Below are 22,981 nucleotides of genomic sequence, written 5' to 3' on the forward strand. Positions count from 1 at the left end.
TCTTTCTCAAGAGATGGCCGCGGAAGGATGTTCCCCGGTCCGGCCGATTGCCAGACGCTTTTTTCGCGATCGAAACGTAAAACAAAAGCTCTGCCGCTGACTCAATATCTATATGGAAAGTATATTATTCATATCGGGCGCTATATCGCGACGAGCGAAAGACGATAACAGCAACACGCAGAAGGAGATTCCACCCATGTCGATCGGGGGGCACGATAGGAAGGGCGCATGGCGCCGGGCACTGGCGACGGCCGTCGCCGTTACCGTCATGGCTGCCGCCGGCGCCGCCAGCGCCGACGAAGCCCTGTCGCTCAAGGGCAAGAAGATCGGCGTCGCCGTGGTCGGCACCCAGCATTTCTGGGATCGCGAAGCCTTCAACGGCGCCGTCGAGAAGGTCAAGGAACTGGGCGGCGAAGTGCTGCCGGTCGACGGCGGCCGCGACAACCAGGTGCACGCCGACAATCACGACGTCTTCCTGACCAACAAGGTGGATGCCGTCATCTCCATTCTCGGCGACGCCGCCGTCGAGCCGAAGTTCAAGGCGCTGCAGGAAAAGGGCGTGCCGGTGTTCACCGTCGACCACCTGTCGCCCTATGCCATCAACAACACGACGTCCGACAACTATTATATCGGCACCACCATCGGCCGCTATCTCGCCGACTCGCTCGGCGGCAAGGGCAAGGTCGCCTTCTTCAACGCCTTCGAGAATTCCCTGCGCATCTGCGGCATCCGCGCCCAGCTCGCCAAATACGTTCTCAAGGATTATCCGGGCATCGAGATCGTCCAGCCGGAACTGGCGGAAGCCTTCGCCAATGCGCCGGAAGATGCCCGCAAGAAGACGCTCGATCTCCTGACCCAGTATCCCAAGGGCACGCTCGACGCCATTCACGTCGCCTGCTGGGACCAGCCGGCCATCGGCGTGGTGCAGGCGCTCGAGGAAGCCGGCCGCACCGAGATCAAGGTGACCGCCGTCGACGCCGGCCCCGACACGCTCGAGATCATCGCCGAGAAGGACAGCCCGTTCGTGGCCAACGTCGCCCAGCAGCCGCACAAGATCGGCGCCACGTCGGCGGAGAACGTCGCTAGGTATTTCGCCGGCGAGAAGCTGCTGCCGCAGACCTTCGTCGACGTCGTTCCGGTCAACGGCCCGGAAGAGGCGAAGAAGGTCTACGCCGAGCTCGGCTACGGCAAGCTCGACTGACCGCCGAGCAGCGATTGAAGACAAGGCCGGTCGCCTCGGGGCGGCCGGTCGGCGTCGTTGGGAAACCGGGCCGGGACCGTGCCATGACCGAAGCCAAAGCAATTGAGCCGCCGGGCGATGCGCCGGACATTCTGTCGCTCGACGGGATCGCCAAGGCGTTTCCCGGCGTTCAGGCGCTCGACGGCGCCACGCTGCGCGTCAAGGCCGGAGAGATTCACGGCTTGATCGGCGAGAACGGCGCCGGGAAATCGACGCTGATCAAGATACTGGCCGGGCTCTACACGCCGGACGCCGGCAGCCTGACCATCGGCGGCGGCAGGGTGGCCGCCGGCTCGCCGGACGCCGTGCATGCGGCAGGCGTCCGCTTCATCCATCAGGAACTCAATCTCGTGCCGCATTTCACGGTGGCCGAGACCATCTTCCTCGGACAGGAGCTGGCCGGGCCGCTCGGCTTGCGCACCGGCGCCATGCGCCGCGCCGCCGAGCGCTTCCTGAAGGACACCCTCGACGCCGACATCGCCGGCCACCGGCTGGTCTCGGACCTCGGCATCGCCGAGCGCAAGCTGGTGCAGATCGCCCGGGCGCTGATCGACGGCAAGGCCCGCGTCGTCGTCTTCGACGAGCCGACCGCCCCCCTGACCCACGCCGAAATCGATCATCTGTTCAAGGCGATCGAGGCCCTGGGCCGGCGCGGCATCGCCATGATCTACGTGTCGCATTATCTCGCCGAGATCACCCGTATCTGCCACCGCGTGACGGTGTTGCGCAACGGCCGCAACGCCGGCCTGCTCGAAAGGGTCGGGCCGGAGGATACCGGCCGCCTCATTTCGCTGATGGTCGGCCGCGACATCGGCCACCTCTATCCCCGGCATGACCACACGGCCGGCGCGCCCTGGCTGAGGGTGGAGAAGCTGTCGCTGGCGCCCCATTATCTCGACGTCGATTTCGAGGTGAGGCGCGGCGAGATCGTCGGCCTCGCCGGCCTCGTCGGTTCGGGCCGCGAGGAGCTGGTCGACAGCATCGCCGGCCTTCTCGCGCCCGCCCGCGGCCGGATCGGCATCGGCGGCAAACAGCTTCGCCCGGGATCGACGGCGGCCGCGGCGCGGCGGGGCTTGGCGCTCGTTCCCCGCGATCGCCGCAACGACGGCCTGGTGCTGGCGCAGAGCGTCGCCGACAACATCAACCTCGCCTCCCTCGACGCCGTGTCCACCGCCGGCTTCGTGCGCCGCGACGCCGCCGCGAGGCGCGCCGGAGAGAGCATCGAAGCGCTCGACATCCGGCCGCGGGCGGCAGCGACGGCGGCGCGGCTCCTGTCCGGCGGCAACCAGCAGAAGGTCGTGCTCGCCCGGGGGCTGGCCACCGGCGCCGACCTGTTCGTGCTCGACGAGCCGACCATCGGCGTCGACATCGGCGCCAAGGCGGAGATCTACGCGCTGATCGAGCGCCTCGCCCGCGACGGAGCGGCGGTGCTCATCTCCTCGTCCGATCCCACGGAGCTGATCGGCCTGGCCGACCGCATCCTGGTGCTGTTGCGGGGTCGGATCGTCGTCGAGCTGACCAGGGACGCTGCCGATCTCGACCGCCTCGTCGCCCTGACCACCGGCGGCGACGCGACGGAAGGGCAGGCGGCATGAGCGCGCTCGCAACCCCCGGCGGGCGAGCACTGTCGGCCGCCGTCGTCTCGGCCGTGCCGCTCCTCGTCTTCCTGGCGCTCCTCGCCTATTTCGGCGCGCGGGCGCCCGGTTTTCTCGATCCCGCGACGCTGATCCTCATCCTGAAGCAGGCCATTCCCACCGCCGTTCTCGGCGTCGGTCTGTCCTTCGTGGTGATCGGCGGCGGCGACGACGTGGTGGCCGGCGGCATCGACCTGTCGGTGCCGTCGATCGCCGTGCTGTCGGCGGCGATCATCGCCGACCAGTTGGCCTTCCACGGCACGGGCACCCTGGCGGCCGTGCTTCTCGGCTTTATGGCCGCCGTGGCGGCCGGCCTGTGCAACGCCGTTCTGGTGACGCGCATCGGCATGACGCCGCTGCTCGCCACGCTGGCGAGTTCCACCGCCTTCATCGGTTTTTCCAAGCTGGTCACCGCCAACCGCCGCATCGATCTCAGCGACCCGCTGATCGTCACGCTGCGCGACGGCACCGTCGCCGGCCTGCCGCTCGGCCTGCTGGCGGCCACGGCGCTGATCGTGATCGCCATCGCCGCCGTTCACCGCAGCCGGTGGGGGCTGCGCCTGCAGGCCGTCGGCGGCAACCGCGACGCGGCGGTGATCGCCGGCCTCGACGCCCGCCGCTTCGTGGCGCAGTCCTTCCTGATCGCCGGCGTCTTCGGCGGCCTCGCGTCGCTGTTCGTGCTGGCGCGCGGCTCCGGCAGCACGCCCGGCGTCGCCGAGACCCTGTTGATGGAAACCGTGCTGGCCACCTTCCTCGGCGCCGCCTTCTCGCCACGGCGAGTGGTGACGGTGTGGGGCGCGGCGCTCGGGGCGATCCTGGTCTCGGCGCTTTCCATCGGCTTCGGCTCGGTCGGCGTCGACGTGTTCTGGACGGGCTGCGTCAAGGGCGGCCTGATCCTGGTGGTGGTCGCCGCGGCGGCCGTTGCCCGGAGGAGCCGGACATGAGCCGTCTCGCCAGCCTGCCGTCGCTGGTCGGCAGCGGACGCGCCGCGTTTGCCCGGCACGGCTTTCTCGCCGTGGTCGGCTTGGCCATCGTCGGCTTTGCCGTTGCCAATCCGAGCTTCCTGAGCCTTGCCAACCTCGTCAACATCGTCTCCGGCGCCGTCATCCCGCTGATCGTCGGGCTCGCCATGACGCTGGTGGTGGCGCTCGGCGCCATCGATCTCTCGGTCGGCGTGGCGCTCGACTTCGGCTCCGCCTTCGCCATCGTGGCGCTGAAGGACTATGGCGTGCCCTGGTATCTTGCCGTGGCGATCGGCATCGCCGGCGGCACGCTGGTCGGCGTCGTCAACGCGCTGGTCGTGGTACGCTTCAGGGTCAGTGCCTTTCTCGGCACCCTCGGCGTCTTCTTCATCGGCGGCAGCCTGCAGCGCATCTTCACCAACGGCGGCGGGCCGATCTCCTTCCGCCGCCTGCCGACCGAATATTACGACCTCGCCGTCGGCGATCTCTACGGCATTCCGATCCGCATCCTGATCGCCGCCGCCCTCGTCGTCGGCTATTTCCTGTTGCTGGAACGCTCGGCGCTCGGCCGGAAGATCCATGCCGTCGGCCAGCAGAGCCGGGCGGCCCGCGTGGCGGGGCTGCCGGTCGGCGCCATCGTCGCCTTCGGCTTCGTCTGTGCCGGCGCCACCGCCGCGGTGGGCGGGCTGATCGCCTCGGCCAATCTCAGGATGTTCACGCCGCTCGCCGGCAACGCCTACCTGATGGACGCCATCGCCGCCGTGTTCATCGGCGCCTCCATGCATCGCGACGGCCGGCCCAACGTGCCGGGAACGCTCACCGGGGTGCTGTTCCTGGCGATGGTCGCCAACGGGCTCAATCTGATGGGCCTCGATTTCAATCTCAAGGATGCGCTGTCGGGGGTGATCCTCGTCGCGGCGCTCGCATTTTCCGTCATCCAACATCGCCGGAGAACCTGATGGCCACCCGCCCGACCAGTACCAAGCCTCGCAAGACGCCGCGCCGGCCCAACACGAGAACCACCGAGGAGATCGCCCTCGGCATCCGGCGCCGGGTGTTCGAGCACACCATCCGCAACAACGGCGGCTACCTCAGCCAGGCCTGTTCGGCCGCCGAGCAACTGGCCTGGCTCTACAACGAGGAGCTCCATATCGGCGAACCGACGCTGCCGCCGCTGCCGGAACCGTTCGGCGGCGTGCCGTCGGCCACCAACAGCGGCTACCACACCGGCGCCGGCTACAACGGCCCGGCGCTGCCTCAGTTCGATCGGCTGATCTTCGCGCCGGCCCATTACGCCCTCGTCGCCTACGCGACGCTGATCGAGGTCGGCCGCCTGGCGCCGGAAGCTCTTGGGCAGTTCAACCGCGACGGCTCGTCGGTGGAGATGATCGGCGCCGAGCATTCGCCGGGCATGGAAGTGCACAACGGCACCCTCGGCGTCGGCCTGTCGACGGCGGCCGGCCTCGCCTGGGGGCGCCGCCGCAAGGGCGAGACCGGCCGCGTCTGGGTGTTCATGTCCGACGGTGAGGTCGAGGAAGGCCAGACCTGGGAAGCCGTGCAGGCGGCGGCCTATCACGGCATCGACACGCTCAACGCCATCGTCGACGTCAATGCCCAGCAGTGCGACGGCGCCATGTCCTCCGTGATGGACGTGCGCGACATCAGGCAGAAGTTCGAGGCGTTCGGCGCCGTGGTGGCGGAAGTGGACGGCCACGATGTCGCGGCCCTGCGCCGGGCGGCGAAGACGCCGCACCCCGGCCAGCCGCTGATCATCCTGGCGAAGACCAATCCCTTCAAGGGCATGAACCATCTCGAACGGCGTTTCCCGCGCCTGCATTACGTCCGCTTCAAGGACGAGGCCGACCGCGCCGCCACCAATGACGCCATCGCCGCCGAGCTCGGCGTCTCTCCCGTCGATTACAGCCGCTGAGGTCCGTCATGGTCGAACTCGTCAACCGTCCCTATGCCGGCGCCTTCGAGGCCTATGCCGTCGCCCACCCGGAAGTGCTCTGTCTCTCCGCCGACCTCACCTCGTCCTGCGAGATCGACGGCTTCCGCGATCGCCATCCCGAGCAGTTCCTGTCGCTCGGCATGGCCGAGCAGAACATGATGAGCTTCGCCGGCGGCCTCGGTCTCGCCGGTTTCCGCCCCTTCCTGCACACCTTCGGCGTCTTCCTCTACCGCCGTCCCTATGACCAGTTGATCGCCTCGGTGGCCTATCCGCGCCGCAAGGTGCGCCTGATGGGCTTCCTGCCGGGCGTCACCACGCCGGGCGGCATGACCCACCAGGCGATCGAGGACATCTCGGTGATGCGCTCGATCCCCAACATGACCATCCTGGAGACCGGCGACGCCACCGAGGTGGAATCGATCGTCGAGGCGGCCGACAGCGTCGACGGTCCGGTCTACGCCCGCGTGCTGCGCGGACAGGTGCCGCGGCTGTTCGACACGCCGATCGTCGTCGGCAAGGCGCGCGAGCTGTCGCTCGGCAGCGACGTGCTGGTGATCACCGCCGGCATCACCACCGAGGAGGCCCTGCGGGCGCGCGGCGCGCTGGAGAAGGCCGGCGTGTCGATCCGCCACATCCACCTCAACACCATCAAGCCGTTCGACGCTCAGTATCTGCTCGATCATCTCCACTCGGTGCGCCATGGCGTCGTCACGCTCGAGAACCACGTCACCGAAGGCGGCATCGGTTCGCTGGTGGCCGAGACCATCGCCGACGCCGGCATTGCCAAGCGGCTGGTAAGGCTCGGTCTCAAGGACACCTACGCCCATGGCGGCTCGCGTCCCTACCTGATGCGGACCTACGGCCTCGACGCGCCGGCGCTGGTCGCCGCCATCGAACGGCTGACCGGCGAGAGCTTCGGCATCACCGACGCCGACCTCGATGCCGTCCGCATCGACGCCGTCCATTCGTCTGCCAAGGCGGAGGCGCTCTGATGTCGCGATTTTCCGTCTTCTACCGCATCTTCGCTTCAAACCTCGACGAGGCGACCGAGCGGGCCGAGGGCATCGCCCTGGAGCAGACCGTCGAGATCCCGCGCGACGTGGTGCCCAAGGGCTATATCGAGGATGTCATCCTCGGCAAGGTCGAGAGCGTCGCCGCCGAGGAGGACGGCGCCTATCTCGCCCATCTCACCTACAGTCCCGACAGCACCGGCGCCGAGCTGCCGCAGCTCCTCAACGTCATCTTCGGCAATTCGTCGATCCAGAAGGGCATCCGGGTCGTCGGCTTCGAGCCGGGGGAACGCCTGTCCGCCGACTTCACCGGCGCCCGCTTCGGCATCGCCGGCGTTCGCGAGCGGGTCAAGCGCCCGACCGGCGGCCTGATCGCCCCGGTGATCAAGCCGCAGGGCAGCGACGCCGACACGCTGGCCGCCATCGCCTATGCCGCCGCCCTCGGCGGCGCCGACATCATCAAGGACGACCACGGCCTGACCGACCAGGCGTCGGCGCCCTTCAAGACGCGCGTCGAGAAGGTTGCCGCGGCCGTCGCCCGCGCCAATCGCGAGACCGGCGGCCATAGCCTCTACTTTCCCAACATCGCCGGCCGCGGCGAGGACCTGATGGACTTCGCCCGCTTCGCCAAGGAGGCGGGGGCAGGGGGCGCGCTGGTCATGCCCGGGCTGTTCGGCTTCGATCTCACCCGCCGCCTCGCCACCGCCGACTGGTTCGACCTGCCGCTGATGGCGCACCCGACCTTCCTCGGCACCTACGTGCTGTCCGATACGCTCGGCTTCACCCATGCGGTGATGTTCGGCGTCTTGCAGCGCCTTGCCGGTGCCGACATCTCGATCTTCCCGAACGTCGGCGGCCGCTTCGGCTTTTCGGCCGGGGAATGCCTGTCGATCGCCGACGCCTGCCGGTCGCCGGACGGTATCGGCCGGCCGATCTTCCCGAGCCCGGGCGGCGGCATGAGCGTCGATCGCGCCCAGGACATGCGCGCCATGTACGGCGACGACGTGGTCTATCTTCTCGGCGGCAGCCTTCTGAGGCATGCTGACCGCATCGGCGAGACCATTAGGGACATGCGCGCCCGCCTCGCCTGACCGACCAAGGGCCGAACGACATGCGTTACACCGCCGCTCACTGGGGAACCTATACCATTACCGGCGAGGCGGATGACGTCGGGCTGGCGCCGCTCGCCGACGATCCGCAGCCCTCGGTGATCGGCCGCGGCTGGCTCGGCGCGGTGCGCGACGAGGCAACGCGCATCCGCCGTCCGTCGGTGCGCCGCGCCTGGCTGGAAAGGCGCGACCGCAATCGTACCGGCCGCGACGGCTTCGTCGAGCTGCCGTGGGACGAGGCGCTCGACCTTGCCGCCGGCGAACTTCGCCGCGTCATCGACGCCCATGGCAACAGGGCGATCTTCGGCGGCTCCTACGGCTGGGCCAGCGCCGGCCGCTTTCACCATGCCCAGTCGCAGCTCCGGCGCTTCCTGAATCTGATCGGCGGCTACACGCGCTCGGTCGATACCTATTCGCATGCGGCCGGCGAGGTGCTGCTGCCCCACGTCACCGGCATGAGCAACGCCCTGTTCCAGGACCGCATGACCTCCTGGTCGCTGCTCGAGGGCAATACCGAACTGCTGCTCTGCTTCGGCGGTATCTCCGGCCGCACGGCGCAGGTGATGTCGAGCGGCACCACCGGCCACGAGGTGGAGGGCTGGCTCGCCCGCATCCACCGGGCGGGCGCCCGCATCGTCAACATTTCGCCGCGCCGGGCCGATGTTCCCAAAGAACTCGAAGCCGAGTGGATCGCGCCGCGCCCCAACACCGACACGGCGCTGATGATGGGCCTCGCCCACGTGCTGATCGAGGAGGGCCTGGTGAACCGCGCCTTCCTCGACCGCTACACCCATGGCTGGCCGCGCCTCGAAGCCTATCTGACCGGGGCGGCCGACGGAGTGCCGAAGTCCGCCGACTGGGCGGCAGCGATCACCGGCGTCGACGCCGGCCGCATCCGGGCTCTGGCGCGGGAGATGGCCGGCCGCACCACCATGATCTCGCTCGCCTGGGGCATCCAGCGCGCCGACCACGGCGAGCAGCCGCTCTGGATGGGCCTCGCCCTTGCCGCCATGCTGGGACGGATCGGCAGCAAGGGCGGCGGTTTCGGCTTCGGCTACGGCTCGACGACGCCCGTCGGCCGCCCCATCCGGCCGTTGCCCTGGCCGTCGCTGCCGCAGGGCCGCAATCCGGTGGCCGACCGCATCCCGGTGGCCCGCATCGCCGACCTGCTGCTCGAGCCGGCCGGCGGTTGCGCCTACAACGGCGAGACGCTCGTCTACCCCGACATCCGCCTCGTCTACTGGACGGGCGGCAATCCCTTCCACGCCCATCAGGATCTCAACCGCCTCGCCGAAGCCTGGAAGCGGCCGGAGACGGTGATCGTCAACGACATCTGGTGGACGCCGACCGCCCGCCGCGCCGACATCGTCTTTCCCGCCACCTCGCCGCTCGAGCGTCGGGACATCATGCTCAACCGCCGCGACGGTTCGCTGGTGTTCATGGACAGGGTGCTGGCGCCGATCGGCGAGGCGCGCGACGATCACGCCATCTTCCGGGGACTGGCCGAGCGCTTCGGCGTTGCCGAAGCCTTCACCGAAGGTCTCGACGAGGCCGGCTGGCTGCGCCGGCTCTGGGACGAGGCGAGCACCGTCGCCGGCCAGCACGGCGTCGAGCTGCCGCAATTCGATGCCTTCCGCGCCGCCGGGCGTTTCGACCGGCCCGATCCCTCGGCAGAGGCGATCCAGTTCGGCGCCTTCGTCGCCGACCCCGAGGGTAATCCGCTGGCGACGCCGAGCGGCCGCATCGAGCTCCATAGCGAGGTGATCGCCGGCTTCGGCCTCGCCGACTGTCCCGGCCATCCGGTGTGGATCGAACCGGCCGAATGGCTTGGAGCCAAGGACGCCGGCAACCGCCTGCACCTCGTCTCGGGCCAGTCGATCACCCGCCTGCATGGCCAGATGGACAACGGCCCGGTCGCCCGGGCGACCAAGATCGACGGCCGCGAGCCGGTCTATCTGCATCCGGCGACCGCCCGGCGGCTCGGCGTCACGGCCGGGGATATCGTGCTGCTGTCGAACGACCGCGGCAGGGCGCTGGCCGGCGTGGTCGTCGACGAGGGCATTCGCGAGGACGTCGCCTGGATGGGGACTGGCGCCTGGTACGACCCGCAGGAGATCGACGGCGCGCTGATCGACGTGCACGGCAATGCCAATACGCTGACCATCGACAAGGGCACCTCGGGCCTCGCGCAGGGCAATATCGCGCACACGGCGCTGGTGACGGTCGGCAAGTGGGAAAAGTCCCTTCCCGGCCTCGCGATCGATGGTCCGCCGCCGATCGTACCCAGGCACGACGGAACGCCATAAGGCGCCTCTCGGGAGGGACGCGGACTTATCGCTTGCGCGCCAGCCGCCCGGCCAGCTTGTCGAAGCTGGCGCACAGCACCCAGTACAGGGCGCCGATGAACAGGAAGATCTCCATCGGATAGACCATCACCCGGTTGTTGACCTGGGTGGCGACGAACGACAGTTCCGGCACGCCGATCACATAGGCGAGCGAGGTGTCCTTGATCAGCGTGGTCCACTGATTGACGAAGGACGGCGCCATGACGCGCAAGGCCTGCGGCAGGACGACGAGCCGCAGCAACTGGTACCGCCGGAGGCCGAGGGCGTAGCCGGCCTCCCACTGGCCCATGTCGATGCCGTTTATGCCGGCCGCCACCGAATAGGACAGATAGGCGCCGCTGATCAGCGACAGGGCGACCACCACCGTGCCGATTTCCGGCACCGAGATGCCGAACAGCATCGGCAGCAGGAAATAGCTCCAGAAGATCAGCATGATCACGGGGATGGCGCGGAAGAAGCCGAGCACGACGACGAGCAGGCTGCGCGCGCCGCCGCGGCTCAGCGCCAGCGCGATGCCGAAGACGAGCCCGAGCAGGGCGGAGGCCACGGCCGACAGCGCCGAGATGATGACGGTCAGCGCCAGGCCGCCGATCGGGCCGTTCGGCCAGGCGCCGAGCAGCAGGTAGTCGAGATTGTCGAAAATGACGGAAATGTTCATGAGCGCTTGTTCGCCCAGGCGAAGCGGCCGCTGCGTGCCACCGCCAGGCCGGCGGCCTCGGTGACGATCACCGCCACGAGATAGAGCACCGTCGCTATGCCGAAAGCCTGGAAGGTCAGGAAGGTTTCGGTCTCCACCTGCCGCGAGGCGTAGGACAGCTCGGCGAGGCCGATCGCCATGGTCAGCGAGGTGTTCTTGATCGTGTTGAGATATTGGCCGACCACCGGCAGCCAGGCGATGCGCAGCGCCTGCGGCAGCACCACCAGCCAGTAGATGAGGCGCGGCCGCATGCCGAGCGACCGCGCCGTCTCGTACTGTCCGTTGTCGACGCCGTTGATGCCGGCGCGGAATTCCTCGGCGATGTAGGCGCCGGCATAGAGCGTCAGGCCGAAGAAGCCGGCCAGGGTCTCGAAGGCCGGCCAGCTCAGGCGCCCCGGGCCGAGGTCGAGCGTATGCGGCGTGTTCAGCCAGCCGACCAGCCCCTGCGGCAAGAGCGCCGCCGCGCCGAAATACCAGAAGAACAGTTGAACCAAGAGCGGCGTGTTGCGGATGGCGCTGATATAGGCCGCGGCGGCCGCCCTGAGCGGCGCGTACCGGCTCATCCGCATGCCGCACACCGAGACGCCGAAGCCGGTGGCGGCAACGCAGACGGCAATCGACAGGCCGACGGTCACGCCGAAGCCCTGGATCAGCCAGAGCAGATAACGCGGCGCCATCGGCTCTCCGAATATGCTCATTTTTGTCCTACTCACCCGATCGCGCAAACGCCACGCGGAAAAAAGTCCCGCGTGGCGTTTTGTCCAGCTTTGATGCCGGCGGAGCGCCGATGGCCCGTTTCCGCCGGTCTGTAGCCATTTACTGCTGCTTGTCGCCGATCTTGAACAGGCGCGGCAGCGGCTGGGTGGTGTCGGGGCCGAACCAGGCGTCGTAGATAGCGGCGGCCTTGCCGTTCGCCTCGAGCTGCAGCAGCGTCTCGTTCACCAGGTCGACGAGGCGCTTCTCGCCCTTGGGAATGCCGACGCCGATGTAGTCGTTGGAGATGGTGAACGGCGGGATCTCGTAGTTCTCCTTGTCCGGAACGTTGGCCAAGAGGCCGACCAGCTTGGGACCGTCCTGGGTGATCGCCTGGACGTTGCCGTTGCGCAGCGCGGCGAAGGCGAACGGCGTGTCGTCGAACGACACCACCGTCGCGCCCGGGAAGTCGCGGCGCAGCACGATCTCGTTGGTCGTGCCCTTGTCGGCGCCGATGCGCAGCCCGTTGAGCTGGTCGGGCGAGGACAGCGTGCCCTTCTTGGCGATGAACTGCTGGCCGGAGGAGAAATAGGGAATGGAGAAATCGAGCTGCTTGGCCCGCTCCTCGGTGATGGTGAAGTTGGCCAGCACCAGGTCGACCTTGCCGGACACCAGCAGCGGGATGCGGTTGGCCGGATTGGTCGGCCGCAGCTCGAGCTTGACGCCGATCTTGTCGGCGATTTCCTTGGCGTAGTCGACGTCGAGGCCGACGATCTGCTTGCTGTCGGGATCGACGTATCCGAACGGCGGATTGCTGTCGAAAGCGGCGACGCGCAGGACGCCCGCCTGCTTGATGTCGTCCAGGCGGTCGGCGTGAGCAGCGCCGGCTGCCAGGAAGGACGCGAGGGCCAAAATTACAAATCTGCGCATCGAAGCGACTCCGGTCGATGAAAATATAACCAACACGCTCAGGATGTGATCACTGCCAAAGCGATTACGGCATAAATTAAACGCATGTCGCCTAAAATGGAGACATAACATGCTAATCTAACGGGGAAATTTAAACTCGTTTGCCGCATTGGGCCCGGCGGCGGGCGGCCGCCTTTCGATCGATATTCCTAGATATCGTAGACGTGGGGAGCGGTGATCGACGACACGAAGCGCCTCGTGCGCTCCTGCGCCGGCTCGGTGAAGATCTGCCGCGCCGGCCCGGTCTCAACGACGACGCTCGCCTCCAGGAACACCACGTTCCTGGCGATGCGGGACGCGAGGCGGAGGTCGTGGGTGGCGATCACCATGGTGGTGCCCTCGGCGGCCAGCCGGCTCAGCACGTCGACCACCTCGAGCGCCAGTTCCGGATCGAGGGCGGAGGTCGGCTCGTCGCAGAGCAGCACGCGCGGCGACATGGCGAGCGCCCGGGCGATGGCGACGCGCTGTTGCTGGCCGCCCGACAGCGTCGCCGGCCAGGCATCGGCCTTGTGCGACAGGCCGACCTTGTCGAGCAACTCGGCGGCCCGCTGCCGCGCCTTGTCCCTCGGCCATTTCAGCACCGTCAGCGGCCCCTCCATGACGTTCTCGATGGCCGTTCGGTGGGGAAACAGCTGGAAGTTCTGGAACACCATGCCGGTCTGGCGGCGGATGGCCTGGATGGCCGGCCAGCCCGGCCGGTGGCCCGGCCGGAAGGTCAGGCTCTCGCCGCCGAGAACCAGCGTGCCGGAGGTGGGGATCTCCAGGAGGTTGATGCAGCGCAGCAGCGTGCTCTTGCCGCCGCCCGACGGGCCGACCAGCGCCGTCACCGTGCCTTCGGCGATGGCGACGTTGATGTCGGCGAGCACGGTGGTGTCGCCGAAGCGCTTGACGATGTTCCTGAGCTCGATCACGGGTTCGCCTCCAGGCTGCCGCCGTAGCGGCCGAAGCGGTGCTCGAGCCGCTGTTGCAGATGCGACAGCACCGAGCTCAGCGCCAGGTAGATGAGCGCCGCCTCGATATAGAGGATCAGCGGCTCGTAGGTGGTGGCGACGATGCGCTGGGCGGCCTGGAACAGCTCGGGCACGGTGATGGCGGCGGCGAGCGAGGTGTCCTTGACCAGCGAGATGAAGCTGTTGGACAGCGGCGGCACGGCGATCTTGGTGGCCTGCGGCAGGATGGTGCGGGTGAGGCACTGCCGCCAGCTCATGCCGATCGAATAGGCCGCCTCCCATTGTCCCTTGGGCACGGCGGAGATCACCGCGCGGATGGTTTCCGAGCCGTAGGCGCCGACGTTGAGCGTGAATCCTATCAGCGCCGCCGGAAAGGCGTCGAGATAGATGCCGAGGCTCGGCAGGCCGTAGAAGATCACGAACAGTTGCACCAGCAGCGGCGTGCCGCGGAACACCCAGACGAAGAAGCGGGCGATCAGGGCGAACGGCAGCGGCCCGAAAAGGCGCACCAGCGCCGTTATGAGGCCGAGCACCAAGCCGAAGGCGAACGACAGAAGGGTGAGCGGGATGGTGAAGACGAGCCCGGCCCAGAGCAGGGAGGGCAGCGACTCCGCCATGAGATGAAGCCAGGACGGCACCTCGGAACTCCTCGGGATGTGGGCACGGCAACGCCGGGGCGGCAGGCGCCTGCCACCCCGGCGGATTCAGGACGATCGCGACGGAAAACGCAACGCCGTCATGTGACCTTGATCGGCGGGACGGATTATTTCGACACGTCCTGACCGAAATACTTGTCGGCGATCTTCTGGTAGGTGCCGTCGGCCTTGATGTCGTCGAGCGCCTTGTCGATGGCGGCGACCAGCTCCGCCTGGCCCTTGCGGACGATGATGCCGGAGGCGTCGGCGTCCTCCTTCTGGGCGGCGATCTTCAACGGCGCGTCGGGCTTGTGCTTCTTGAAGTCCAGGAAGGACAGGCTGTCGTTGATGGTGGCGTCGGCGCGCCGGGTCAGCACGAGCTGGATCGATTCGTCGAAGCCGTTGGTGCCGACCAGTTCGGCCCCCGACTCGGTGGCCAGCGCGCCGAAGTTGCTGGTCAGCGTCTGCGCCGACTTCTTGCCCTTGAGATCGGCGAAGCCCTTGATGTCCTCGTCGTCGGCACGGACGATCAGCACCGCCTTGGAGACGATATAGGGCTTGGAGAAGTCGTATTTCTCCTTGCGCTTGTCGGTGATGCCGACCTGGTTGATGACGGTGTCGTAGCGGTTGGCGTCGAGACCGGCGATCAGGCCGTCCCACTTGCCCTCGATGAACTCCGGCTTGACGCCCAGCTTCTCGGCCACCGCCTCGCCGATCTCGACGTCGAAGCCGACCAGCTTGCCGCTCTCGTCGTGGTAGGTGAAGGGCGCGTAGGTGCCTTCGGTGCCGATGCGCAGCACGCCGGCCGCCTTGACGGCGGCGAGGTCGTCGGCGGCCACGGCGGCACCGGCAAACGCCAGATGAACAGCGGCGACAGCCGCCCAGAGTCGAACAGATTTCATCGTCTTAAAGCCCCGGATGTGAGGAAAATCATTCCGATTGCCTATCCTCGCATCAATCCTGCTGGCGGTATGGGCAGGAAATGGGCGAAATTTCGCGGCGATGTGGAATTTTTTTCCAAAGGCGACCGACGGGAGACAACGATCGTCGCCCTCCGGGTCGCGCCGGCCGGCGATAGGCGGGCGAATCCGGCGCCGGATGGATCGCGGGCACCATCCACCCGCGATGGGGCGACGGGCTATTTCCGCAATGGCGGAGGCATCTCCGCCATTGCGGATGCCGGCGAGCGGTTCGGCGGCGATCCATCCAATGTTGCGGAGCAATCGTCTCGCCGTCGCGGCTTTCCTGTTGAGGCGGATGTCTGCCGGCGTTAGCCCAACGTCATCGAGATTGACGGACGTTACCCGCGTCCGACGGGAGACAGTGAGATGAACACCGCCATGAACATGCAGCCGATGATGCCCATGATGCAGATGCCGATGATGGGCGGCATGATGCCCCAGATGATGCCAATGATGAACGGCATGATGCCGATGATGGGCATGCCGATGATGGGCGGCATGATGAACCCGATGATGGGTGGCATGATGCCGCAGATGATGCCGGTCATGATGGCCAAGATGACCTGCAAGATGACCAAGAACGGCATGACGTGCGAGATGATGCCGATGGACGACGCCAGCATGGACATGTTCATGGACTGCTGCAAGCGCATGATGGCCATGATGCAGGGCGGCATGCCCATGATGATGATGTGCGGCGGCATGCCGATGATGTGCGGCACGATGATGGCCTGAGCGCGCGTCGCCACGAAATTTTCAGGGGCTGCGGACGAAAGTCCGCGGCCCTTTTCGTTATGCGGTCAGACGCGCACTTCCTCGACATAGGTCATGACGAGATAGAGGACCGCCTCGGCGGTACCGAGGTTGCGGTAGGAATGCGGCACGTCGGCGTCGAACACGATGGCGTCGCCCTCCGACAGCACGCGCGCCGGCTCGTCGCCGGCGATGATCTCGACGGTGCCGCTCGACACGACGAGGTTTTCCACCGTGCCCTGCTGGTGCGCGGCGGCGACCTCGCGGTGCAGGCCGGCGATCCTGAGTTCGTAGAATTCGACCTTGCGCTCGCCGTCGAAGGGGAACAGGGCTCGCGACTGGAACCGCCCTTCCGACGAAGTCAGCACCTTCGCCTTGGCCCGCGACAGCACGGTGACGCCGCGCTCGGTCTCGTTGGCGAGCAGCGTCGCGAAGGACACGTCGAGCGCCGTGGCGATCTTCCACAACACGGAAATGGTCGGGGCGCTCTTGCCCGTCTCGATCTGGCCGAGCATGGCCCGGCTGACGCCGGAAAGCTTGGCGAGGCGTTCCAGCGAATGGCCGCGTCGCGTGCGGAGCTTGCGGAGATTGCTGCCGACGATGGCCGGAATATCTTCCGCCATGTCCGTTTTGGTCGGTTCGTCGGCGGGGGCGTCGGACACGACGCGCAGGCTCATGGTCAGCGGCCGAAACCGAGAACCGGGACATAGGTCCACACCGGAACCCAGACCATCGGCGGCAGCGGCGAGGACGCCGTCGTGCGGCACATCTCGTCACGGCCGGCAGCGGCGCGAGCGAGACGGAATTCCGCGAGATCGACGACTTTCGCAGTTTGTGCCGACATGATGGTTCCCTGCTTGGCGAGATGGGCCTTTCGGACACCCGGAAGGCTAGGCCCGTCCGCCCGCTTCCTCAAGCGCGCCCATTCTCCCTTTTGCCGGCTTCGGGGGAAAAAGCCCGCGCCGGCCGGGCCGGAGCCGGAAAGGCATTCCGCCGGGCCATGCCCCGGCTCAGAGATGCGTCGACCACGGCACGAAGCGCTTCTCCAGCGCCCGCATCAGGAGCTCGAACAGGATGGCCACGATGCCGATCACCGCGATGCCGAGAATGACCACGTCGGTGCCCAGGAAGGTGGCGGCCGACTGGATCATGAAGCCGAGGCCGCGGCTCGCCGCCACCAGCTCGGCGGCGACCAGCGTCGACCAGCCGGCGCCGAGCGCGATGCGGATGCCGGTGACGATCGAGGGCAGCGCGCTCGGCAGCACCACGAAGCGGAGGAGCTGCAGCCGCGTCGCGCCCAGCGAGCGGGCGGCGTTGAGCCGGTCGCGCGATACCGACCGGACGCCGGCCGCCGTGGCGATGATGATCGGCGGCGCCATGGCCAGCGCGATCACCAGCACCTTCGACGCCTCGCCGATGCCGAACCAGATGATGATCAGCGGCAGGTAGGCGAGCGGCGGCAGGGGACGCAGGAACTCGACCACGGGATCGAAGATGCCGCGACCGATGCGCGACGACGCGATGATGGCGCCGATCGGCACCGCGACGACGATCGAAGCGGCAAGCGCCCCGAACACCCGGCCGAGGCTGGCCAGAAGATGCTGCAACAGCGTCGAATCGGCAAAGCCGGAGACGGTCACCTGATAGGCGCTGTTGAGGACGGCGAGCGGGGAGGGCAGGAACACCCGCGACACCCAGCCCCGCGTCGAGGCGAACCACCAGAGCGTGAGGATGGCGATCACCGTCGCCAGTGGAACGAGGCGGACCCAGTCGAACCCCGGCGCGGCGGCGGCCGGTGCCTCCGGCTTGCGGTCAAGGACGATGTCGTTGGTCGTGCTCATGCCTAGACCTCGAAATCCTGCAACTCGATCAGGTCGCGCAGCCGCTCGCGGGTGGCGACGAAGGCGGGGTCGGACTTGATGGCGCGCGATGTGTCGCCCCTGAGAAAGCGGCGGCCGAAGTCGACGGCGATGTCGGCCACCACCCGGCCGGGATCGGGCGCCAGAACGACGACGCGCGTCGCCAGGAACAGGGCTTCCTCGATGCCGTGGGTGATCAGCAGGACGCCGGCGCCGCTATCCTGCCAGAGATGCAGCAGGAACTCCTGCATCCGCTCGCGCGTCAGCGCGTCGAGCGCGCCGAGCGGCTCGTCCATCAGCAGGAATTCCGGATCGGCGGCCAGCGCCCGGGCGATGCCGACCCGCTGGCGCATGCCGCCGGACAGCTCCCAGATCGCCTTGTCGCCGGAGGCGGCGAGGTCGACGTGGGCAAGCAGCTCGTTGACCCGGCGGTCGCGCTCGGGCTTCGGCACGCCGCGCAGCTTCAATGCGAAGCCGACGTTCTGCCGCGCCGTCAGCCAGGGGAACAGCGCGTCGTCCTGGAACACCACGGCCCGCTCGGCGCTCGGCCCCTCGACGGTGCGGCCGTCGATGTGAACGCGGCCGGCCGTCGGCTTCAGAAAGCCGGCGGCGAGGCTGAGCAGGCTGGTTTTGCCCGAGCCCGACCGGCCGACCACGGCGACGAATTCGTCGCTGCCGATCGACAGATCGATGTCGGCGAGCACCGGCGCCGAAGGCGGCGATCCATAGGCGAAGGTAACCTTGTCGATATGGAGCTTGTACACCGGACGTCTCTTCTCGCAACGAAACCCGTCCGCCGGGGAGGGGCGGACGGGCAGTCCTTCATACGGGCCGGCGGCCGGATCACTTCGACGCGACGACGTCCTTCACCCAGCGGTCGGAGACGTAGGGCGAATAATCGGCGAGCACCTCGGGGATCTTGCCCTGCTCCTTGAGGAAGGCGGCGGTGGCGGCCACGGCCTTGGCGGTGCCGCCGCCGAGCAGCGCTTCGCCGGGCTGCTCCTCGAGCGTCGGGAAATAGTAGCCGGTCAAGAGTTCGGGAACCTCCTCCTGCTTGGCGCCGGTAAGGCGGGCGATCTTCTCCGCCTCCGGCGACTTGGCGTCCCACTTCGCGGGATCGGCACGATAGGAAGCGTAGGCGTCGCCGGTCACCTTGACGAAGGCCTTGACCACGTCCGGATGCTGCTCGGCATATTCCTTGCGGACGATCCAGGCGTCGAAGGTCGGGCCGCCCCACTCGGCGACGTCGCTGGAGGTGGCGACCACCTTGCCGGTCTTCTTGATCTCGGCCAGCACCGGGTCCCAGACATAGGCGCCGTCGATGTCGCCGCGCTCCCAGGCGGCGGCGATTTCCGGCGGCCTGAGGTTGAGGATCTCCAGCGACTTGGGATCGATGTTCCAGTGCTTCAGCGCTGTCAGCAGGCTGTAGTGGGCGGTGGAGACGAAGGGCGTGGCGATCTTCTTGCCGACGAGATCCTCCGGCTTGTCGACGCCCTTGGCGGCCAGCGCCTCCGACGGGCCGATCAGGCCGACGACGAAGATGGTCTCGATCGGCACCTCGCGGCTGGCGGCGGCGGTCAGCGGCGACGAGCCGACGTAGCCGATGTCGAGCGAGCCGGCGGCGATGGCGGCGATGACGTCGGCGCCGCCGTCGAACTTCTGCCAGTTGATGGTGGCGCCGGTCGCCTTCTCATAGGCGCCGTCGGCCTGCGGCACGCGCGACGGCTCGACGATCTGCTGCCAGCCGATGTTGAGCGTGGTCTCGGCCCTGGCCGAGGCGACGGCGGAAAGCCCCGTCGCCACGAAGGCGGCGAAAACGGCCGCCTTGCCGATCCGGGTCGTGAAATGGGCAACAGGCGTCATCGATATCTCCCTGAGGTAGAAGGCGCCGGATCGGGGCCTCTCGAAAATATTGCTAAGCTACAGGCGGTTATCGGGCCCCGGAAGAAACGTCATGCCAAGATCAGCCGGCCGGTAAAATAGAATTCCGTCCGCCGCCGGGCAGCCGAAATCCTGCCGTCTCAGGCATCGACGGTATCGGCGGGGTCGATGCCGGCGATCACCGCCGGTTTCTTCATCGCGTCACGCCGGAAGGGCTCGCCCAGTTCCTGGTTGATCAGCGCCTCGATCAGCGTCGTCTTGTTGTGCTGCAACTGGTCGACGATCGCCTGCCGCAACAGCTCGGTCAGCTCCTCGGCGGTGCGGGCGACGACGCCGTTGAGGCCGCAGGCGCGGGCGATGCCGGCGTAGGACACCTCGGGATCGAGTTCGGTGCCGACGAAGTTGTCGTCGTACCAAAGCGTCGAGTTGCGCTTCTCGGCGCCCCATTGGTAGTTGCGGAAGACGATCTGGGTGATGGCCGGCCATTCGGAGCGGCCGATGGCCGTCAGTTCGTTGACGGCGATGCCGAAGGCGCCGTCGCCCGAAAAGCCGACCACCGGCAGGTCGGGCCGGCCGATCTTGGCGCCGACGATCGCCGGCAGGCCGTAGCCGCAGGGGCCGAACAGGCCCGGCGACAGATATTTCCGGCCGTCCTCGAAGGAGGGATAGGCGTTGCCGATGGCGCAGTTGTTGCCGATGTCCGAGGAGATGATCGCCTCGCGCGGCAGGGCGGCCTGAATGGCCCGCCACGCCTTGCGGGGGCTGAGCCAGTCGGGCTTGGCGGCGCGCGCCCGGGCGTTCCAACTGGTGCCGGGATCGTCGTCCTCGTGGTCGAGCGAGGTTAGTTCCTGCGCCCAGGCCGAGCGGGTGGCGGCGACGAGGCCGCGCCGCTCCTGCCGTTCGGCCGGGGTCAAGCGCGGGGTCACCTTGCCGGCGAGCGCCCGCGCCACCTTGCCGGCGTCGCCGACGATGCCGACGGCGATCGGCTTGGTCAGGCCGATGCGGTTGGGATTGATGTCCACCTGGATGACGGCGGCATCCTTCGGCCAGTAGTCGATGCCGTAGCCGGGCAGCGTCGAGAAGGGATTGAGGCGGGTGCCGAGCGCCAGGATGACGTCCGCCTTGGCGATGATCTGCATCGCCGCCTTGGAGCCGTTGTAGCCGAGCGGGCCGAGGGCGAGGGGATGGCTGCCGGGAAAGGCGTCGTTGTGCTGGTAGCCGCAGGCCACCGGCGCATCGAGCGTCTCGGCCAGCGCGACGCTGTCGGCGATCGCCCCGGCCAGCACCACGCCGGCGCCGTTGAGGATCACCGGGAAGCGGGCGTTCGACAAGAGCTCGGCCGCCCTGGCGATGGCCTGGTCGCCGCCGGCCGGCCGCTCGATCTCGATGATCGGCGGCAGTTCGATATCGATCACCTGGGTGAAGATGTCGCGCGGAATGTTGATCTGGGCCGGCGCCGAGGCGCGCCTTGCCTGCTGGATCACCCGGTTGAGCACCTCGGCGACGCGCGAGGGGTCGCGCACCTCCTCCTGATAGGCGACGATGTCCTGGAACAGGGCCATCTGCGGCACTTCCTGGAAGCCGCCCTGGCCGAGCGTCCGGTTGGCCGACTGCGGCGTGACGACCAGAAGCGGCGTATGGTTCCAGTAGGCGGTCTTCACGGCGGTGACGAGGTTGGTGACGCCGGGGCCGTTCTGGGCGATCACCAGCGACACCTTGCCGGTGGCGCGGCTGTAGCCGTCGGCCATCATGCCGCCCGAGCCCTCGTGCGCCACGTCCCAGAAGGTGATGCCGGCCTTGGGGAACAGGTCGGAGATCGGCATGAAGGCCGAGCCGATGATGCCGAAGGCATGGCGGATGCCGTGCCGCTGCAGGACTTTGACGAAGGCTTCCTCGGTGGTCATCCGCATTTTGAACTGTCCCCCGCGATCAGCCGAACACGCGCCCGATGGCGCGGCCGATCGTTTCCGTGATGGCGTCGATGTCGTCCGGCGTGGCGATCAGCGCCGGCGCCAGGCAGAGCGTGTTGTTGAAGCCGGTGATCGAGCGGTTGGTGGAGCCGATGATCACCCCTTGCGCGCCGCACTCGGCGACCACGGCCTGCACCAGCTTTTCGTCGGCCGGTTCGCGGCTTTGCCGGTCGGCGACGAGCTCGACGCCGGCGAACAGGCCCTTGCCGCGCACGTCGCCGATGGCCGGATGCTTGTCCTGAAGGGCCCTGAGGTTGGCGATCAGCCGCTCGCCCTGCCGGGCGGAATTTTCCACCAGCCGTTCGTCCTCGATGATCCTGAGGTTTTCCAGCGCCGCCGCCGGACCGGAGGCGCAGCCGCCGAAGGTGGAGATGTCGCGGAAATGGCTGAGCGGATCGTCGGGCGCGTCCTTGAACAGCTCGAAGATCGCCTCGCTGGTCACCGTGCAGGAGATGGCGGCGTAGCCCGAGGCGACGCCCTTGGCCATGGTGACGAAATCCGGCCGGACGCCGTAATGCTGGTAGCCGAACCAGGCGCCGGTACGGCCGAGGCCGCACACCACCTCGTCGATGTGAATGAGAATGCCGTGGCGGCGGCAGATCTCCTCGACGCGCTGCCAGTAGCCGTCGGGCGGGGTGATGACGCCGCCGCCGGCGGTGATCGGCTCCAGGCAGATGGCGCCGATCGTATCCGGCCCCTCGCGCAGGATCACCTCCTCGATGGCGTCGGCGGCCGCTTCGCCGTAGTTGGCGCCCCGCTGCTGGCGCCGGTATTCGAGGGCGTGCGGCACGGCGACGAAGCCGGGCAGCAGCGGGCCGTATTGGGCGGTACGCTCGTTCTGGCCGCTGGCGGAGAGGGCGCCGAAGGTGGTGCCGTGATAGTCGCGCTCGCGATAGAGGATCTTCGACTTGCGGCCGCCATGGTGACGGTGGGCGATCTGCCGCACCATCTTGAACACCTTCTCGTTGGCCTCCGAGCCGGAATTGGAGAAGTAGACGCGCGTCAGGCCCGGCATCTTCGCCGTCAGCCGCTCGGCGAACAGCGCGCCGGGGATCGAGCCGGCGGTGTTGGCGAAATAGTTGAGGCGGACGAGCTGGTCGCGCACCGCGTCGGCGATCGAGGCGCGGCCGTAGCCGACGTTGACCGTCCAGACGCCGCCCGACACGGCGTCGAGATATTCCTTGCCGGCGATGTCCCACACCCTCAGGCCCTTGCCCTCGACGATGATGCGCGGCGCCGCCGTCTCGAAGGCCTTGTGCTGGATGAGGTGATGCCAGACATGGGCGCGATCGGCATCGATGATGGATTGCGGATCGTTGAGTTCCGCCGCGGCGCTGAGGGTCATCTGTCTTCCATTATCC

General features: G+C 67.8%; 23 protein-coding genes. 10 read left to right on the forward strand and 13 right to left on the reverse strand.

The window, feature by feature from the left end:
• Positions 1-196 precede the first annotated feature (196 nt).
• From CJ014_RS06445 to CJ014_RS06480, 8 genes are all read left to right on the forward strand, one after another.
• On the forward strand, positions 197-1,201 hold the full coding sequence (locus tag CJ014_RS06445; protein WP_165790772.1) for a sugar ABC transporter substrate-binding protein: 1,005 nt from the start codon (positions 197-199) through the stop codon (positions 1,199-1,201).
• An 83-nt stretch (positions 1,202-1,284) separates the two neighbouring features.
• Positions 1,285-2,835 (forward strand): sugar ABC transporter ATP-binding protein, encoded by a 1,551-nt coding sequence (locus tag CJ014_RS06450; protein ID WP_100079707.1) that lies wholly within the window; start codon positions 1,285-1,287, stop codon positions 2,833-2,835.
• Positions 2,832-3,818 (forward strand): ABC transporter permease, encoded by a 987-nt coding sequence (locus CJ014_RS06455; protein ID WP_100079708.1) that lies wholly within the window; start codon positions 2,832-2,834, stop codon positions 3,816-3,818. Before CJ014_RS06450 ends, CJ014_RS06455 begins: the two co-directional genes overlap by 4 nt.
• On the forward strand, positions 3,815-4,795 hold the full coding sequence (locus CJ014_RS06460) for an ABC transporter permease (protein ID WP_100079709.1): 981 nt from the start codon (positions 3,815-3,817) through the stop codon (positions 4,793-4,795). Before CJ014_RS06455 ends, CJ014_RS06460 begins: the two co-directional genes overlap by 4 nt.
• Positions 4,795-5,766 carry a transketolase gene (locus CJ014_RS06465; RefSeq protein WP_100079710.1) on the forward strand — a complete coding sequence of 324 codons (972 nt, stop codon included), beginning with the start codon at positions 4,795-4,797 and terminating at the stop codon, positions 5,764-5,766. The genes CJ014_RS06460 and CJ014_RS06465 overlap by 1 nt, the downstream gene beginning before the upstream one ends.
• A gap of 8 nt (positions 5,767-5,774) precedes the next feature.
• A complete protein-coding gene (locus CJ014_RS06470; protein ID WP_100079711.1) occupies positions 5,775-6,779 on the forward strand; it encodes a transketolase family protein in 1,005 nt (334 codons plus the stop codon).
• Positions 6,779-7,888 carry a RuBisCO large subunit C-terminal-like domain-containing protein gene (locus CJ014_RS06475; RefSeq protein WP_100079712.1) on the forward strand — a complete coding sequence of 370 codons (1,110 nt, stop codon included), beginning with the start codon at positions 6,779-6,781 and terminating at the stop codon, positions 7,886-7,888. Before CJ014_RS06470 ends, CJ014_RS06475 begins: the two co-directional genes overlap by 1 nt.
• Positions 7,889-7,908: 20 nt before the next feature.
• Entirely contained in the window at positions 7,909-10,212 is a 2,304-nt protein-coding gene (locus CJ014_RS06480; protein ID WP_100079713.1) for a molybdopterin-dependent oxidoreductase, read from the forward strand.
• A gap of 25 nt (positions 10,213-10,237) precedes the next feature.
• Here CJ014_RS06480 and CJ014_RS06485 read toward each other — a convergent pair whose 3' ends face one another.
• From CJ014_RS06485 to CJ014_RS06510, 6 genes are all read right to left on the reverse strand, one after another.
• The gene (locus CJ014_RS06485) at positions 10,238-10,909 is read right to left on the reverse strand and encodes an amino acid ABC transporter permease (protein WP_100079714.1); all 672 of its coding nucleotides are present in this window, start codon (positions 10,907-10,909) and stop codon (positions 10,238-10,240) included.
• Positions 10,906-11,625, reverse strand: coding sequence for an amino acid ABC transporter permease (locus tag CJ014_RS06490; protein WP_245427139.1), 720 nt, complete (start codon positions 11,623-11,625; stop codon positions 10,906-10,908). The genes CJ014_RS06485 and CJ014_RS06490 overlap by 4 nt, the downstream gene beginning before the upstream one ends.
• A gap of 139 nt (positions 11,626-11,764) precedes the next feature.
• Positions 11,765-12,571, reverse strand: coding sequence for an ABC transporter substrate-binding protein (locus CJ014_RS06495; RefSeq protein ID WP_100079715.1), 807 nt, complete (start codon positions 12,569-12,571; stop codon positions 11,765-11,767).
• Positions 12,572-12,759: 188 nt separating this feature from the next.
• A complete protein-coding gene (locus CJ014_RS06500) occupies positions 12,760-13,521 on the reverse strand; it encodes an amino acid ABC transporter ATP-binding protein (protein WP_100079716.1) in 762 nt (253 codons plus the stop codon).
• Positions 13,518-14,198, reverse strand: a complete 681-nt coding sequence (locus tag CJ014_RS06505) for an amino acid ABC transporter permease (RefSeq protein ID WP_100079717.1) — start codon at positions 14,196-14,198, stop codon at positions 13,518-13,520. Before CJ014_RS06505 ends, CJ014_RS06500 begins: the two co-directional genes overlap by 4 nt.
• 125 nt (positions 14,199-14,323) lie before the next feature.
• Positions 14,324-15,097 carry an amino acid ABC transporter substrate-binding protein gene (locus tag CJ014_RS06510; protein ID WP_100079718.1) on the reverse strand — a complete coding sequence of 258 codons (774 nt, stop codon included), beginning with the start codon at positions 15,095-15,097 and terminating at the stop codon, positions 14,324-14,326.
• Between CJ014_RS06510 and CJ014_RS27500 the strand changes: the two genes are divergently transcribed.
• Together CJ014_RS27500 and CJ014_RS06515 are read left to right on the forward strand one after the other, a co-directional pair.
• Complete coding sequence (locus CJ014_RS27500) at positions 15,056-15,469, forward strand: hypothetical protein (protein ID WP_133121813.1); 414 nt, start codon at positions 15,056-15,058, stop codon at positions 15,467-15,469. The two genes, CJ014_RS06510 and CJ014_RS27500, sit on opposite strands and share 42 nt — an antisense overlap.
• Before the next feature lie 54 nt (positions 15,470-15,523).
• Entirely contained in the window at positions 15,524-15,892 is a 369-nt protein-coding gene (locus tag CJ014_RS06515; protein WP_207765683.1) for a hypothetical protein, read from the forward strand.
• A 65-nt stretch (positions 15,893-15,957) separates the two neighbouring features.
• Here CJ014_RS06515 and CJ014_RS06520 read toward each other — a convergent pair whose 3' ends face one another.
• The 7 genes from CJ014_RS06520 to CJ014_RS06545 all read right to left on the reverse strand — a co-directional run bounded on the left by CJ014_RS06520 (position 15,958) and on the right by CJ014_RS06545 (position 22,965).
• Positions 15,958-16,533, reverse strand: coding sequence for a helix-turn-helix domain-containing protein (locus tag CJ014_RS06520; RefSeq protein ID WP_100079852.1), 576 nt, complete (start codon positions 16,531-16,533; stop codon positions 15,958-15,960).
• 56 nt (positions 16,534-16,589) lie between these two features.
• Positions 16,590-16,754 (reverse strand): hypothetical protein, encoded by a 165-nt coding sequence (locus tag CJ014_RS27785; protein ID WP_165790773.1) that lies wholly within the window; start codon positions 16,752-16,754, stop codon positions 16,590-16,592.
• Positions 16,755-16,920: 166 nt separating this feature from the next.
• Positions 16,921-17,751 (reverse strand): ABC transporter permease subunit, encoded by an 831-nt coding sequence (locus tag CJ014_RS06525; protein ID WP_100079719.1) that lies wholly within the window; start codon positions 17,749-17,751, stop codon positions 16,921-16,923.
• A 2-nt stretch (positions 17,752-17,753) separates the two neighbouring features.
• Complete coding sequence (locus CJ014_RS06530) at positions 17,754-18,533, reverse strand: taurine ABC transporter ATP-binding protein (RefSeq protein WP_100079720.1); 780 nt, start codon at positions 18,531-18,533, stop codon at positions 17,754-17,756.
• A gap of 79 nt (positions 18,534-18,612) precedes the next feature.
• The gene (tauA, locus tag CJ014_RS06535) at positions 18,613-19,632 is read right to left on the reverse strand and encodes a taurine ABC transporter substrate-binding protein (protein ID WP_100079721.1); all 1,020 of its coding nucleotides are present in this window, start codon (positions 19,630-19,632) and stop codon (positions 18,613-18,615) included.
• Between the two features lie 158 nt (positions 19,633-19,790).
• Positions 19,791-21,560, reverse strand: coding sequence for a sulfoacetaldehyde acetyltransferase (xsc, locus tag CJ014_RS06540; protein WP_100079722.1), 1,770 nt, complete (start codon positions 21,558-21,560; stop codon positions 19,791-19,793).
• Positions 21,561-21,579: 19 nt separating this feature from the next.
• Positions 21,580-22,965: an aminotransferase family protein gene (locus CJ014_RS06545; RefSeq protein ID WP_100079723.1), complete on the reverse strand. Its 1,386-nt coding sequence runs from the start codon at positions 22,963-22,965 to the stop codon at positions 21,580-21,582.
• Positions 22,966-22,981 lie beyond the last annotated feature (16 nt).

Origin of the sequence: Pleomorphomonas carboxyditropha (assembly GCF_002770725.1) — a bacterium.
Lineage (GTDB): Bacteria > Pseudomonadota > Alphaproteobacteria > Rhizobiales > Pleomorphomonadaceae > Pleomorphomonas > Pleomorphomonas carboxyditropha.

Excerpts from the sequence above, each read along its gene's own strand:
- CJ014_RS06465 (WP_100079710.1), top strand. The coding sequence starts at position 4,795 with ATGGCCACCCGCCCGACCAGTACCAAGCCTCGCAAGACGCCGCGCCGG.
- CJ014_RS06510 (WP_100079718.1), bottom strand. The coding sequence starts at position 15,097 with ATGAAATCTGTTCGACTCTGGGCGGCTGTCGCCGCTGTTCATCTGGCG.
- CJ014_RS06470 (WP_100079711.1), top strand. The coding sequence starts at position 5,775 with ATGGTCGAACTCGTCAACCGTCCCTATGCCGGCGCCTTCGAGGCCTAT.
- xsc (WP_100079722.1), bottom strand. The coding sequence starts at position 21,560 with ATGCGGATGACCACCGAGGAAGCCTTCGTCAAAGTCCTGCAGCGGCAC.
- CJ014_RS06490 (WP_245427139.1), bottom strand. The coding sequence starts at position 11,625 with ATGGCGCCGCGTTATCTGCTCTGGCTGATCCAGGGCTTCGGCGTGACC.
- CJ014_RS06450 (WP_100079707.1), top strand. The coding sequence starts at position 1,285 with ATGACCGAAGCCAAAGCAATTGAGCCGCCGGGCGATGCGCCGGACATT.
- CJ014_RS06545 (WP_100079723.1), bottom strand. The coding sequence starts at position 22,965 with ATGACCCTCAGCGCCGCGGCGGAACTCAACGATCCGCAATCCATCATC.
- CJ014_RS06445 (WP_165790772.1), top strand. The coding sequence starts at position 197 with ATGTCGATCGGGGGGCACGATAGGAAGGGCGCATGGCGCCGGGCACTG.
- CJ014_RS06485 (WP_100079714.1), bottom strand. The coding sequence starts at position 10,909 with ATGAACATTTCCGTCATTTTCGACAATCTCGACTACCTGCTGCTCGGC.
- CJ014_RS27500 (WP_133121813.1), top strand. The coding sequence starts at position 15,056 with ATGAACAGCGGCGACAGCCGCCCAGAGTCGAACAGATTTCATCGTCTT.
- CJ014_RS06460 (WP_100079709.1), top strand. The coding sequence starts at position 3,815 with ATGAGCCGTCTCGCCAGCCTGCCGTCGCTGGTCGGCAGCGGACGCGCC.
- tauA (WP_100079721.1), bottom strand. The coding sequence starts at position 19,632 with ATGACGCCTGTTGCCCATTTCACGACCCGGATCGGCAAGGCGGCCGTT.
- CJ014_RS06495 (WP_100079715.1), bottom strand. The coding sequence starts at position 12,571 with ATGCGCAGATTTGTAATTTTGGCCCTCGCGTCCTTCCTGGCAGCCGGC.
- CJ014_RS06520 (WP_100079852.1), bottom strand. The coding sequence starts at position 16,533 with ATGGCGGAAGATATTCCGGCCATCGTCGGCAGCAATCTCCGCAAGCTC.
- CJ014_RS06475 (WP_100079712.1), top strand. The coding sequence starts at position 6,779 with ATGTCGCGATTTTCCGTCTTCTACCGCATCTTCGCTTCAAACCTCGAC.
- CJ014_RS27785 (WP_165790773.1), bottom strand. The coding sequence starts at position 16,754 with ATGTCGGCACAAACTGCGAAAGTCGTCGATCTCGCGGAATTCCGTCTC.
- CJ014_RS06455 (WP_100079708.1), top strand. The coding sequence starts at position 2,832 with ATGAGCGCGCTCGCAACCCCCGGCGGGCGAGCACTGTCGGCCGCCGTC.
- CJ014_RS06525 (WP_100079719.1), bottom strand. The coding sequence starts at position 17,751 with ATGAGCACGACCAACGACATCGTCCTTGACCGCAAGCCGGAGGCACCG.
- CJ014_RS06480 (WP_100079713.1), top strand. The coding sequence starts at position 7,909 with ATGCGTTACACCGCCGCTCACTGGGGAACCTATACCATTACCGGCGAG.
- CJ014_RS06515 (WP_207765683.1), top strand. The coding sequence starts at position 15,524 with ATGAACACCGCCATGAACATGCAGCCGATGATGCCCATGATGCAGATG.